The sequence below is a fragment of the Haloferax sp. ATCC BAA-644 genome (genome assembly GCF_000336975.1).
Classification (GTDB): Archaea; Halobacteriota; Halobacteria; order Halobacteriales; family Haloferacaceae; genus Haloferax; species Haloferax volcanii.
Map to the genome: position 1 here is coordinate 300,394 of NZ_AOLF01000013.1, position 13,586 is coordinate 313,979.

Sequence of the window (13,586 nt, forward strand, 5' to 3'; positions counted from 1 at the left end):
TTTTATTACACGTTCGTCGAACAGAAATTCAGGACCGCGGAAATATCGGGACTGATAACGGGACGGGAACTTTCTTGTACCGACTTACGTACCTTGCATCAATGTTACCTGCTCCCCCGAGTGCGTCGGACCTCCCCGGCCGGTTCGCCGCTCGGCCGGGTGACAGGCCGTCGCTCGAACGAATCGCCCCGCAGACGGTGCGGAGGTGCTCGCCGCGAGCATGATGGAGTGGCAGAACGACGAAGACACGGCCGACGCCGGGGACGAAACGGACACGGAAGAACAACATATGTCATCAGACGATGGACTTGGATTCGAGGAGGGAATCGACGACCTCTCCGACGAGTTTGGTGACTTCGGCGACGACCTCGACGACGGATTCGACGACGACGAATTCGGCGGATTCGGTGACGACAACAGCGAGGAACTCGCAGAGCTCGAAGATCGCGTCGGCGAACTCGAGAACGAAGTAAGCGCCATCTCGTCGGGGATGAACACCGTCCGCGAAGAGAACAAACAGATCGGTGAGACAGTCGAAGAACTCGACGACACGATTCGCAAACTGCTCGACATCTACGAGATGGTCACCCGCGGCATCAACCCGTTCGTCGACGACGCCCGCGAGATGGGCGGCCTCGACGGCGGCGGGGCGTTCGGCCTCTTCGAGGCGGAAGCCGAGGACGAAGAGCATCTCGACCCCGAGGTGGCGAACGCCGACGCCGAGTCGTTCTTCGACGACGACTTCGGCGAACTCGACGCCGAGGAGGGCGCGAAGGAAGCGGAGCTCGCCGCGGAGGACGAACTCGCGGAAGCGGAGCGCGAGAGCCCCGCGGACGTGCTCGACGATGAGGACGACGAGGACGGCGAAGCCGACGCAGCCGACGAGACCGACGACGCGGGCGGTGCGGGCGGCGCGAGCTTCGACGACCTCAAAGAACAGTACGAGGAGGGCGACGGCTGGGACGACGAGGACGACGCGGCGGCGGACGACGCCGGAGCGGACCTCGACGACGCGGCGGTCGACCTCGAAAACGAGGACGACGAAGCGCTCGACGACGCCGACCCGCTCGACTCCGAGACGGCGGACGACGCGGAGGAAGACGACGAGCCGGGCGACGAGGTGTCCGACGAATCCGACCGCGAATCCGAGACCGACCCGGCCCCCGAGATTGAGGACGGCGAGCGGGACGCCGACGGCGACGTCCGCAAGACGCTCGACGAACTGGAGGCCGAGTACGCCACCGCGGCGGGAACCAAAGACGAACTGTCGGACGACGACGAGGACGGCGCGGTCGCGGAACCCGAGTCGTCCGCGTCGGTCGAGGAGTCCGACGCCTACCTGACGGCGCTCCCGTCGAACTACGTCTCCGAGGTGCTCGTCCTCGAGTGGGCCGAACACCTCGTCACGGTCGGCGGCGCGCTCGGCGCGTCGCGTGCGCTCCGCCAGTATCGGGAGCAGGACTGGATATCGCGCGCCGTCGAGAGCGAACTGAACGCCCACGTCGGACAGATAGCGCCGTCGGTCGAAGACGCCGACGACCACGAACTCCGCATCGACGACCACCAGACGAGCCTCGCGTACGTCTGCCGGCTCGCGGAGGACGTTCCGCGGGGACAGCTGTACGAGGAGTTGGTCGCCTACGGGGGGAGATTCGATGGGATTCGGTGTTAGCGGCTCGACCGCCATCATCTTCCTCGGCGTCCTCATCGCCACGGGAACGCTGTACACGGCGACGTCCAACGCGTCGGAGAACGTACTCGAAGCGCAGGACGCCGACGCGGAGCGGGCGCTCGAACGGACGAACACGGACATCGCCGTCACGAACGCGACCTACGACACGAACAACACGAGCCTCACGGTGAACCTGACGAACGTCGGTTCGGAGACGCTCTCGGTGAGCGAGACCACGTTGCTCGTCGACAACGCCTACGTCGACGTGCCGTCGGCCAACGCGAGCGTCGACGGCGACGCCGGAACCGACCTCTGGTACGCCGGCGAGAACCTCTCGTTCGTCGTAGGGGTCGACCCAACCCCCGAACGGGTGAAAGTCGTCACCGGAAGCGGCGTCGCAGCCACGGAGGCGGTGAGCTAGATGGCCGACATCTCCGTTCCGAGCCTCATCCTGTTCATCGCCAGCATCGTCGTCGCCGCCGGCGTCTCGGGCGTCCTCATCGACACCGTGACCGGTATCAGCAGTTCGCTCGACGAGCGCGGCGGCGACGTGAGCACAGAGATCAGAACAGATATCGAAGTCATAAGCGACCCGCAGGCGGGCGTCTACGACGGCGGGAGCGACAACCTCTCGATATACGTCAAGAACACCGGCCTCAGGACGCTCCCGGCGGCCAGCGGCGGCTTCGATATCATCGTCGGCGGACAGTATCAGACCAACGTCACGGTGAACGTCGTCGACGGCACCGAGTGGCGGCCGAGCAACGTCATCGAACTCACGGTGACGGACATCGCGCTGAGTTCGGGCGACTACCGGATGACCGTCGTCGTCGACGGTGACGAAGAGGTGTTCGAATTCCGCGTACCATGAGCAGTCAATTCTCTCTCGGGCTATCCGGGCACGACCGTCTCGAAAAGGAACTCGGCGGCGGCATCCCCAAGGGTGCTATCGTCCTCATCGAAGGAGACTACGGCGCCGGCAAAAGCGTGCTGTCGCAGCGATTCAGCTACGGCCTCTGCGACGAGGAAACGGTGGTGACGCTCGTCTCGACCGAGCTGGGCGTCCGCGGCTTCCTCGACCAGATGCACTCGCTTTCGTACGACATCGTCAAGCATCTGCTCGACGAGCAGATTCTGTTCCTTCAGGCCGAAATCGACAGCAGCGGCGCGCTCTCCGGCGGGAGCAGCCAAGAGGAGCGCAAACAGCTCCTCCGGCGGCTGATGGACGCCGAGACGCTCTGGGACGCCGATGTCATCATCATCGACACGTTCGACGCCATCCTGCGCAACGACCCGCAGTTCGAGGCGCTGGTCCGGCAGAACGACGAGCGGCAGGCCGCCCTCGAAATCATCTCGTTTTTCCGCGAGCTGACGACGAAGGGCAAGACCATCATCATCACCGTCGACCCGTCGTCGGTCGACGAGGGCTCTATCGGCCCGTTCCGCTCTATCGCAGACGTCTACTTCGAACTGGAGATGGTGGAGGTCGGAAACGACGTTCGCCGGAACATCTTCGTGAAGCGCTTCGCGGGGATGGGCCAGCAGGTCGGAGACCGCGTCGGCTTCTCGGTCCGGTCGGGTATCGGGCTCGTCATCGAGTCGAGGAGCGTGGCGTAGATGGCGACCGAACACGGCTCCGCCAGGCTGTCGGACGACCTCAAGCGCCTCGCGATGCAGTGGCCGCACCTGCGGGACCACCTCAAGCGGTTCCGGCAGATTACCGGCGAGTTCCCGATGCTCGTCGACGAGCCGGGCGATTACGAGTCCCGGCGTCCGAACATCATCTACCCGCTGGGCGGCCCCGTGTTCTGCCAGATATACGGCAACTTCGGCGAGACGACGAAGTACTACACCATCGAACCCGAGATGGACGACGACGAACTCGACGTGTTCGGTCGCGTCAAGGACAAACTGCTCGAACGCAGCGTCTCGAAGCCGGCACCCGAAGAAAGCGCCGACTACGAGGAGCGCATCGAGGAGTTGCTCTCCGAAATCGTTCACATCGAGGGCGACGACCGCGGGCCGCTCGGCTCCGTGGCCAAGCGACTCGACGTGGCCGGCATCGAAGTCTCGCAGACGACGTACGACAAGATACAGTACCGGCTCGTCCGCGACATCGTCGGCCTCGGGCCGCTCGAACCCATCATGCGCGACCCGGAGAACGAGGACATTCACGTCATCGGTCCCGCCCAGGTCGACGTCGACCACGGCACGTTCGGCCTCCTGGAGACGAGCGTCGAATTCGACAGCACGGAGCAGTTCGACAACTGGCTCCGCAACATGGGCGAACGCATCGGCGACCCCGTCTCGGACGCCCACCCTATCGTGGACTCCACGCTCCCCGACGGCTCGCGTATCAACATCATCTACTCCGACGACGTGTCGCTGAAGGGGTCGTCGCTCACCATCCGTCAGGGCGACGACGTGCCGCTTTCGATCTTCCAGATTACGAAGTGGGGAACGCTCTCGCCGGAGTTGGCCGCGTACCTCTGGATCGCGCTGGAGAACGAACGCACCATCTTCGTGGTCGGGGAGACGGCGTCGGGCAAGACCACGACGCTCAACGCCATCCTCTCGTTCATCCCGCAGGACTCGAAGATTTACACGGCGGAGGACACCGCCGAGGTGCTCCCGCCGCACGACACGTGGCAGCAACTGCTCACCCGCGAGGGCCGCGGCTCCGACTCCGAAGTCGACATGTTCGACCTCGTCGCGGCCGCGCTCCGCTCTCGCCCCGACTACATCATCGTCGGGGAGGTCCGTGGCGAAGAGGGACGCATGGCGTTCCAGGCGGCCCAGACCGGCCACCCGGTGATGCTCACGTTCCACGCGTCCGACATCGTCTCGATGATTCAGCGTTTCACCGGCGACCCCATCAACGTCCCCGAGACGTTCATGGACAACTGCGACATCGCGCTGTTCCAGAACCGCGTCCGCCGGGGCAACGACATCCTCCGCCGGGTGACGAGCGTCCAAGAGATCGAGGGCTACTCGAAGGAGATGGGCGGCGTCGTCACCCGCGAGGCGTTCTACTGGGACCCCGTCCAAGACGAGATCGTCTTCCAGGGGATGAACAACTCCTTCATCATGGAGCAGAAGGTGGCGACGCTCCTCGGCTACGACGACACGCGGAAAATCTACGACGACATCCAGTTCCGCGCCGAACTCGTCCGCCGGGCGATTCAGGAGAACGTCCTCGGCTACCACGAGGTGAACGAGCTCATCGAGGACTACCAGCGCGACGGCGTCGAAGGACTGCCGTTCGACATGGCGAGGGTGTAACGAGATGGCAGGGGAACAGAGCACATCGATGCAGGCGGTGCAGGTCCGTGACTTCATCAGCGACATCATCGAGTCGTACGAGCAGATGCCGATGGAGCTGCCGCGGTACCTGCTCGCGGTGCTCGGGCCAGCCATCGTGTTCTTCTTCCTCTCTATGGCCGGTGCCATTGCGCTTCCCCTTCCCCTCCTCGTCCGCATCCCCGTGTTCCTCCTCGGCGTGTTGCTCTTGGGCGGGGCCGTCCTCTACCCGCGGCTCCTCGTCGAGCAGACGCGCCGCAGCCTGGAGAACCAACTGCACCTGCTTATCACGCACATGACCGTGCTCTCGACGACGAACATCGACCGCGTCGCCGTGTTTCGCACGCTCGCGCGCGAAGAGGAATACGGCGAGTTGGCGACCGAGATGAACCGCATCGTCCAGCTCGTCGACGCGTGGAACCAGTCGCTCGACGACGCCTGTCAGCGCCGGGCGCGGGAGGTCCCGTCGAAGCCGCTCGCTGACTTCCTCGACCGGCTCGCGTACTCCATCAACGCGGGGCAGAGCATCGACGACTTCCTCCTCGGCGAGCAGAACGCGATGATTCAGAAGTACATCACCGTCTACGAGAGCGCCCTCGGGAACCTGGAGGTCATGAAGGACCTCTACCTCTCGATGATTCTGTCGATGACGTTCGCCATCATCAACGCCATCGTACTCCCCATCCTGACGGGGACCGACGCGACGATGACCATCGGCGCGGTCATCGTGCTGTTCGTCTTCGTGCAGTTGGGCTTTTACTTCGTCATCCGGACGATGTCGCCGCACGACCCGCTGTGGTACCACCAGCGGGAGTACCGGACGAAGGCGAACCGGCAGATAGACATCACGCTGTACGGCGCGGTCGGCCTCTCTATCACGATGGTGCTCGTGCTCGCGTTGGGCACGTTCAACCTGACCCCCGTCGGCGCGACGGTTCGGCCCATCATGATTGAGCTCCCGATTCCGCTTCTCATCTCGACGCCGCTGACGCCGCTCGCGGTCCCCGGTATCGTCGCGCGCCGCCACGAGAAACGCATCGGCGAGCGCGACGAGGAGTACCCCGGCTTCATCCGGGCGCTCGGGGCCTCGGAGACGGCGAAACAGAGCACGACGACGGCCGTCCTGAAGACGCTCAAGACGAAGGACTTCGGCGTCCTCTCGCGTGAAATCGCCCGGCTGTACACGCGGCTTCGGATGCGACTCGACCCCGACCGCTCGTGGTTCTTCTTCACCGCGGAGACGAACTCCTACCTCGTCCAGAAGTTCTCCGAGATGTACAACGTCGGCCGGTCGATGGGTGGCAAGCCGAAGCTTCTCGGCGAGCTCATCAGCCGCAACATGAACGAGATTATCAAGCTCCGCCGGCAGCGAAAGCAGTCGACGGTGACCCTCATCGGCGTCCTCTACGGCATCACGGCCTCCGCGTCGTTCGCCTTCTTCATCGGGCTGGAAGTCGTCGAGATTCTCGCGTCGTTTTCGACGGAGATGAACCTCGACAGCCTCCAGTTCGGGACGCTCATCTACGCCGGCGTCTACGACGTGCCCTTTATCGAGTACATGCTGACGCTCATCATCCTGTTCAACGCCCTCCTGTCGTCGCTCATGATTCGGATGGTCGACGGGGGGCACAAGGCGAACGCGTACCTCCACTTCGTGATGCTCGTCTGGGTCGGCTCCCTGATGGCGGTCGCGACCTCGTCGCTCGCAGGAGCGCTGATTAGTGTATGACTGACGACGGACCACAGAGACAGACCCGAGATACGATGCCAGACACAGGAGGCGAACAGACCGCACAGGAGGCCCGTTCCCGCGCGCCCGAGGGGGGCGACGTGGCGAAAAGCGATCTCCTGCAGGCGTACCGCCGGAAGAAGTCCGAACCGTCGGACGAACGCGAGGAACAAGAGCGGGAGCGCTCGAAGAAGCAGACGGAAAAACAGACCAGCGACGGCGAATCCATCGTCGTCGACTTCGTCGCCAACTTCGTCGCCGGCGGCAACGCCTCGTTCGAACCCGTCAAGGGCCGCGTCCTGATGAGCCAGCGGCGGCTCATCCTCGCCACGTCGAAGGCGAAGACCGTCATTCCCATCACGTCCATCTTCGACATCGCCGTCGGGCAGGTTCCTCCGGAGGTCGAGGAGTTCTTCGACTACACCGTGATGGTGGGCTACATCATCGGCCGCCAGCGACGGACGACCGTCATCGGCGGCGACCGCGAGACCATCGAGAAGTTCTCGCTGCTGTTGTTCCGCGCGGCGCTCAACGGCTCGCGCGCGCAGGTCACCCACCCGGCCCGCATCGGCGGCCGCGTCCTCGACACGGAGCGCCGACCCTCGGGCCTGCATCTCGACTACGAGGCCGTCACGTTCCCCGACGACGACGGCCCGCTCACGGAGAACGGCGAGCCGTTCCACATCGACCTCGCGAGCGTCATCTTCTTCGAGGTGCTCGAACGGACCGTCGACGGCGAAACGCGACTGGTGCTTTCGGTCCAGCACGTCAAACAGGGCCAGACGGTCACCTCCGAGATAACGCTCGACTCGCGGCGGAAGATGAACATTCTCGGGCGCTACCTCAGACTCGTCTACCACTGGATAAAGTCGGGCGTCCGCGACGTCGAAATCACCGAACAGGGCCTCGAAGTCCTCGTCGGGCTGTACTCCGCCGGCGAGATGGCCGCCGAGGTCGACTTCAGCGAACTCCTCGGCGTCGAAGAGGAAGTCCTCGAAGCGGAACTGGAGACACTCCACGAGGAGGAACTCATCGGCGACGACGAACTGCCGACCTCGCTGACGCCGCAGGGCCGGTTCGTCGTCAACGAGGAAATCGAAGACGTGAACGTCTGAAACTGTTTTTTTACCGGGAGCGGTTTCGTCCGATGGTTGCGAAGAATTATCAACTGGGCAACTAACCAGCCACCATGCGGACGCGGACCTCGGCGCTCGTCGGGCTGGGACTCGGAAGTGCAGTCAGCTACTCCTTCGGCTTCCGACACGGCGACGCGTCGGGCGGTGTCGTCCTCCTTCTCACGTACACGATTGCGGGCTTCGGGTTCGTCGCCTTTTCGGCGTACCGCTGGCGGTGGTCGGGGCCGAAGGATCACTACTGGTACACGATAATCGGCGTTTTGAGTGCTCTGTTGCCGGTTCTATCGACCTACGGCCTCGGAATCGACCCCGGCGAGCGCGTGCGGGGCATCGTTCTCTTAGCCGGGGTCTGGGTGGGAGGCGTCTACGCTGGAATCGCGCTCGAACGCGCCTCGCGGCGCGCGAGCGACGACTGACGAGCGCGACGCGTGGCTCTCCGTCCGGCGACTGCGCCGCGAAAAACCGAGTGCTGGCTACTGCTCGTTGATTGCGTCGGAGGCGATGCTGCGGCCGCGGGCGTTGAGCTGCACCTCGTGGCGCACGCGAATCTCCTCGACGACGTTGTGGTCGATGAGTCGCTGAAAGAGCTCCTCGACCTCGTCCACGTCGAGGCCGAGGAAGTTCGGGATGTCGAACGGCGAGACGCCGGAGTACAGCGCCGTGAGGACCTGTTTGTCCGTCTCGCTCAGTTCGATGGAGGTCTCGGAAAGCTCCTCTCCCTCGCGGAGGAGCGTGTAGAGGAAGCTGACGGCGCGGTCGGAGCCGGAGATGTACGTCTGGAGGCTCGTCCCCTCGTCGTCGGAGTGTTCGACCTCGATGACGCTCCGGTGTTCGTCGACGATGGTCCGCTCGCCGGTCTTCACGTCGCCGATGTCGTCGAGGCGGATTTCGACGAACTTGCCGCCGACGGTCGCCATGCTCACGGCCTCCGTCTCGACTTTGAGCCGGGATTTCTCCCACTCGGTGTTCTGGACGACGCCGCCGGCGACGGCGGGGTGTCGCGCGAGGAACTGCTCGGTGTTGAGGAGCGCGCCGAAGAAGTCCGTCTCGAACTCGTCGTAGTCGACGGGCGCGAGCAGGACGACGCCCGACGGGATGTGGACGCTGAAGTAGTCGGAGACGGTCGCGATGCGTTGATTCACGTCGTACCGGCCGCCGAACTCCTGTATCTTCGAGAGCTGAATCGTCCGCTTGCCGCCCGTACCCGCGAGGATGAGCCGCCGGTTCGAAAGCAGGATGCGGCCGCTCGTCCAGTCCACGTCGTGCATCTCCCGGCCGTTCTTGACGACTTGGAGGAACCGCCCGCGCGTGTCCCCGAGCTTTTGCTCACCGGGCTTCATCGCTCACCTCCCGACCGCGGCGTCGCTCGCGCGGTAGATGCGGAGTCGTTTCTCGACGGGGTCGAACTGCTGTCTGCACGTCGGCGGGATGGTTTCGGTCATGCCGATGGTGAGGTAGCCGTCCGGCTTTATCGCGGAGCCGAGCGTCTCGAAGACGGCGCGCTTCGATGCCGCGTTGATGTAGATGAACAGGTTCCGGCAGACGACGAGGTCGAACGTCCCCGGCGGCTCCTCGCGGATGAGGTCCCGCCGCTCGAAGCGGACCATGTCGGTGACGGCGTCTTTCACCCGGAAGGTGTCGTCGTCGCGGTCGACGAAGCGCTCCCAGCGGCCGATGGGGTCGAGCTGTTCGGCCACGTCGTTCGTCTCGGAGGCGCGGTACTCGCCGGCTCTGGCGGCGCGCAGAATCTCGCGTTTGATGTCCGTACCGACGATTTCGATGCGGCGCTCGTCGACCCGGTCGTCGTCGTGGGCGAGCATCGCCAGCGAGTAGGCCTCGCGGCCGTCCGAGCAGGCCGCGCTCCATATCTTGATCGGGTCGTGGCGGCTCCCCCGCGAACTCAGGTCGCGGAGCACCTCCCGGAGCGCCTCCCACACCTCGGGGTTGCGGAAGAAGCTCGTCACGTTGACCGACAGCGCGTCGAGCAGCGCCTGCTGTTCGTCCTCGTCGTCGGTGAGGAGGTCGTGGTACGACCCGTAGTCGTCGACGCGTCGTCGCCGCATCCGCGCGGAGATTCGGCGGTCGAGGTAGGCGTCGTTGTACGAACTCGTCTGGAACCGCAGGGAGTCTTCGATGTAGTCCAAGAGCCGGTCGAACGCCGGGTCGTCGGTCGCCGACGACGGCATCAGTCGGCCGCCTCCTCGGCGGTGTCGGGGAGCTGGCTCGGGTCGAACTCGCGCATCGCCTGCTCGCCGTCGGCGGGGAGTTGAAGCGTCGATACGTCGAGAATCGGGATGACGTTCCCGTCGCCGATGACGGCCGTCCCCGACAGCCCGCCGACGCCCGACAGCGGTCCTTGGAGTGGCGTCACGACGACCTCCTCCTGTTTCGTCACGCCGTCGCAGTGCAGCGCGACCTGTCTGTCGTCGGGGCGGATGCGGACCACCATGCCGTCGTCGGGCTCGGGCGAGTCGATTTCGAGCGCCTCGCGGAGCCGAATCAGGGGGAAGATGGTCTCCTCGTGGACGATGACCTCCGCGCCGTTGACCGTCTGGACGCGGTCGCGGCGGCTAATCTCGTCGATGTACTTGATGGGGACGCCGAACTCGCGGTCTTCGACCTGCACGAACAGCACCTTGATGATGGCGACCGACACCGGCAGCCGGATGTTGAACGTGCTCCCCTCGCCGGGGTCGCTCTCGACCGACACCGAGCCGTCGAGCGATTCGACGGTCGTCTTCACCACGTCCATGCCGACGCCGCGGCCGGACACGTCGGTGATTTCGTCGTTGGTCGAAAAGCCCGGGTGGAAGATGTAGTCGTACACCTCGCTGTCGGGCATCTGGTCCAGTTCCTCGCGGGTCGCAACGCCCTTGTCGATTGCCTTCTCGCGGACGGCGTCGGCGTCGATGCCGCTCCCGTCGTCCTCGACGGTCACGATGACGGTGTCGTGTTGGCGGCGCGCGGAGAGCCGGATGGTCCCCGTGCGGGACTTGCCGTTCGCCTCGCGAACGTCGGGGTCTTCGATGCCGTGGTCGACGGCGTTCCGGAGGACGTGCATCAGCGGGTCGGAAATCTCGTCGAGGATGGTGCGGTCGAGTTCGATGTCCGCGCCCTCGACTTTGAACGAGACGCGCTTGTCCTGCTCGCGGGCGAGGTCGCGCACGAGTCGGGGGAACTTGTCGAACACCTTCTTCAGCGGGATGAGCCGCATGTCCATCACGGTGTTCTGGAGGTTCGACGAAATCTTGTCCAGTTCGTCGAGCGTGTCGAGCGCGGTCGTCTGCCCCACGTCGATGGCGTTTCTGAGCTTGATTCGGCTCGTGACCAACTGCTCGACGAGTTCGTGGAGTTCGTCGAGTTGGTCGACGTCCACGCGGACGGACTTGACCGCCGAGATGGAGCGTGCCTCCTTTTTCTGCTCCGCGCCGTCGCCCTCGGAGCCGTCGTCTTCGCCGTCGCCGTCGGTCGACTCGGCCTCGTCGGCGTCTCCCTCGGAGCCGTCGTCTTCGCCGTCGCCATCGGTCGACTCGGCCTCGTCGGCGTCTCCCTCGGAGCCGTCGTCGCCCGCCTGTTCGTCGGTGGCCGCGTCCGCGCCGGTGCCGCCGGCAGCGTCAGCGTCGGCGTCGGCGCTCGGCTCGGTCTCGTCCGACGCCGAGGCGTCTCCCTCGGCGTCCGCGTCGGAGTCGGCGGCCGGCACGTCGCTTGCAGTCGCGGTCGCGCCCCCGGCGGCGAGTGCGTCGGACACGTCGGTCGTCTCGACCGCCGAAACCTTCCAGAGGCCGTCGAGTTCGCTTTCGACGACGGCGGCGTCGCGCTCCGCGACGAACAGGTCGAAGCCGTCGCCGAACTCGCCGTCTTCGATGGCGTCGCGGGTCGGGTTCGCCCCGACCACGTCGAGGTCCTCGGGGATGCTGCTGAGGAAGATGCCGGCGTCGACGCCCTTCATCTGGCCGGCGTCGAGTTCGACGTGGGCGTGGGTGAGCGTGGTCGCGTCCAGCGCGTCCGCGTCGACGCAGTCGGCGGCGAGAGAGCCGAGGTCGACCGACTCGCGGTCGGCCTCGTCAGACGCCGCCGGATTCGAGTTTCCCGCGTCACCGCCATCCTCGACGGCCGCGCGAATCTCCTCGACCGTGTCGCTCGGGTCGATGGTGGACTCGCCGTTCTCCTCGATGTCGTGGAGGATGTCCACGATGAGGTCCATCCCGTCGAAGACGAGGTCCATCCGTTCGGCCGTCACGTCGAGTCGCTCGTGGCGAATCTCGTCGAGGAGGTCCTCGACGGCGTGGGCGACGGTCGCGGCGTTGTCGAAGCCCATCGCGCCGAAGTTCCCCTTCAGCGTGTGGGCCTGCCGGAAGATGTCGTCGATGGCCTCGGTGTCGTCCGGGTTCGACTCCAGCGACAGCAGCGAGTTGTTCAACTGCGTGATGCTCTCTTCGCTCTCGGTGATGAATGCTTGGTAGAGTTCTTCGTCCATGGTCAGGTAGTGAGCCCGCTGAGTGCTTCGTCCGCGATTCGCCCGTCGGCCGCGACGGTGTCGACACAGCCGGCCTCGATGGCCCGCTTCGGCATCCCGAAGATTGCAGAGGTCGCTTCGTCTTGTGCGACCGTGTGGCCGCCCGCCCGCTTGATTCGGGTCATCCCCTCGACGCCGTCGCGGCCCATGCCCGTGAGCAGGACGCCGGCCAGCGGCGCGTCGACCGCCTCCGCGGCCGACGCCATCGTGAGGTCGATAGCCGGTTTGACGCCGTGGAGCGGCTCGTCGTCGGAGAGTTCGAGCCGGAGGCGTCCCGCGCGGTCGCCGGTCACGAGGAGGTGCGAGCCGCCCGGTGCGATTCGAATCTGTCCGGGGCCGATTCGCTCGCCGTCTTCGGCCTCGCGGACCTCGTAGTCGCAGCGGCCGTCGAGCCGCGCCGCGAAGCGCTTCGTGAAGCCGGCCGGCATGTGCTGGACGACCAGCACGCGGAGGCCGGCCTCCGCGGGAAGCGCCGCGAGCACTCGTTCGACGACGTTCGGCCCGCCCGTGGACGCGCCGATAATCAGCGTCGAGCCTTCGGTCGGGAGCGACTCGGTCGTCCCCGACGCCGCCGATGTCGACCCCGCGGTCGCCGGCGACTTCGACTCCGCCTTCGGTGGGCGAGAGCCCCGGCGCGTCGCCGAAAGGTCGACCGCCGCGGCGGACTGAATCTTCTCGACCAGTTCCCGCTTGACGCGGGGCATCTCGGAGGTGACCTCGCCGCCCGGTTTCGTCACGAAGTCGACCGCCCCCCGGTCGAGCGCTTCGAACGTCACGTCGGCGTCCTCCTCGGCGTGCGCCGAGAGCATGAGGACGGGCGTCGGACACTCCTCCATGATGGCCTCGACCGCGTCGAGGCCGTTCATCTCGGGCATCTCGATGTCCATCGTCACCACGTCCGGTCGGTTCTCCTCGACCACCGAAATCGCCTCGCGGCCGTCGGCCGCCTCGGCGACGACCTCGACGTCGGCGTCTTCGAGGAGCGTGCGAATCAGCGTCCGCATGAACCGCGAGTCGTCGACGACGACCGCTCGCGTCGGCTCCGCCCCGGTGGCTGAACTCATCGCCCCCACCCGCCGGTGCCGGGACGAGGGGCGCGCTGGGTCGCCGAGCGGACCCCCCGCCGAGGGCTCGGTGGCTTCGTTAGTGTGCCGTTTCGTTGACCGCTCATCTACCTCCGTGGTTCGGAAATCGGGTATATAAACACTCGGCGGGGATAATCACGGCTGATAA

At 65.5% G+C, this 13,586-nt stretch carries 12 protein-coding genes; 8 read left to right on the forward strand and 4 right to left on the reverse strand.

The window, feature by feature from the left end:
* Positions 1-205 precede the first annotated feature (205 nt).
* From C458_RS05300 to C458_RS05335, 8 genes are all read left to right on the forward strand, one after another.
* Entirely contained in the window at positions 206-1,672 is a 1,467-nt protein-coding gene (locus C458_RS05300) for a flagella accessory protein C (RefSeq protein ID WP_008573862.1), read from the forward strand.
* The gene (locus C458_RS05305; RefSeq protein ID WP_008573863.1) at positions 1,656-2,093 is read left to right on the forward strand and encodes a fla cluster protein FlaF; all 438 of its coding nucleotides are present in this window, start codon (positions 1,656-1,658) and stop codon (positions 2,091-2,093) included. The genes C458_RS05300 and C458_RS05305 overlap by 17 nt, the downstream gene beginning before the upstream one ends.
* Positions 2,094-2,543: a CARDB domain-containing protein gene (locus C458_RS05310; RefSeq protein ID WP_008573864.1), complete on the forward strand. Its 450-nt coding sequence runs from the start codon at positions 2,094-2,096 to the stop codon at positions 2,541-2,543. It begins immediately after the preceding gene.
* On the forward strand, positions 2,540-3,289 hold the full coding sequence (locus tag C458_RS05315; protein WP_004063732.1) for an ATPase domain-containing protein: 750 nt from the start codon (positions 2,540-2,542) through the stop codon (positions 3,287-3,289). The genes C458_RS05310 and C458_RS05315 overlap by 4 nt, the downstream gene beginning before the upstream one ends.
* Positions 3,290-4,954 (forward strand): type II/IV secretion system ATPase subunit, encoded by a 1,665-nt coding sequence (locus C458_RS05320; RefSeq protein ID WP_008573867.1) that lies wholly within the window; start codon positions 3,290-3,292, stop codon positions 4,952-4,954.
* Positions 4,955-4,958: 4 nt separating this feature from the next.
* Positions 4,959-6,701, forward strand: a complete 1,743-nt coding sequence (flaJ, locus tag C458_RS05325) for an archaellar assembly protein FlaJ (protein ID WP_008573868.1) — start codon at positions 4,959-4,961, stop codon at positions 6,699-6,701.
* 101 nt (positions 6,702-6,802) lie between these two features.
* Entirely contained in the window at positions 6,803-7,816 is a 1,014-nt protein-coding gene (locus C458_RS05330) for a CheF family chemotaxis protein (RefSeq protein WP_008573871.1), read from the forward strand.
* Between the two features lie 74 nt (positions 7,817-7,890).
* Complete coding sequence (locus tag C458_RS05335; protein WP_008573873.1) at positions 7,891-8,253, forward strand: hypothetical protein; 363 nt, start codon at positions 7,891-7,893, stop codon at positions 8,251-8,253.
* Positions 8,254-8,310: 57 nt separating this feature from the next.
* Here the strand turns inward: C458_RS05335 and C458_RS05340 are convergent, their stop codons facing one another.
* From C458_RS05340 to C458_RS05355, 4 genes are read right to left on the reverse strand one after another with little or no spacing between them, the layout of a single operon-like run.
* Positions 8,311-9,177, reverse strand: coding sequence for a CheF family chemotaxis protein (locus C458_RS05340; RefSeq protein ID WP_004043721.1), 867 nt, complete (start codon positions 9,175-9,177; stop codon positions 8,311-8,313).
* A gap of 3 nt (positions 9,178-9,180) precedes the next feature.
* Complete coding sequence (locus tag C458_RS05345) at positions 9,181-10,023, reverse strand: protein-glutamate O-methyltransferase CheR (protein WP_008573884.1); 843 nt, start codon at positions 10,021-10,023, stop codon at positions 9,181-9,183.
* The gene (locus tag C458_RS05350; RefSeq protein ID WP_008573885.1) at positions 10,023-12,314 is read right to left on the reverse strand and encodes a chemotaxis protein CheA; all 2,292 of its coding nucleotides are present in this window, start codon (positions 12,312-12,314) and stop codon (positions 10,023-10,025) included. The genes C458_RS05345 and C458_RS05350 overlap by 1 nt, the downstream gene beginning before the upstream one ends.
* A gap of 2 nt (positions 12,315-12,316) precedes the next feature.
* Entirely contained in the window at positions 12,317-13,417 is a 1,101-nt protein-coding gene (locus tag C458_RS05355; RefSeq protein WP_008573886.1) for a chemotaxis response regulator protein-glutamate methylesterase, read from the reverse strand.
* Between the last annotated feature and the right edge of the window lie 169 nt (positions 13,418-13,586).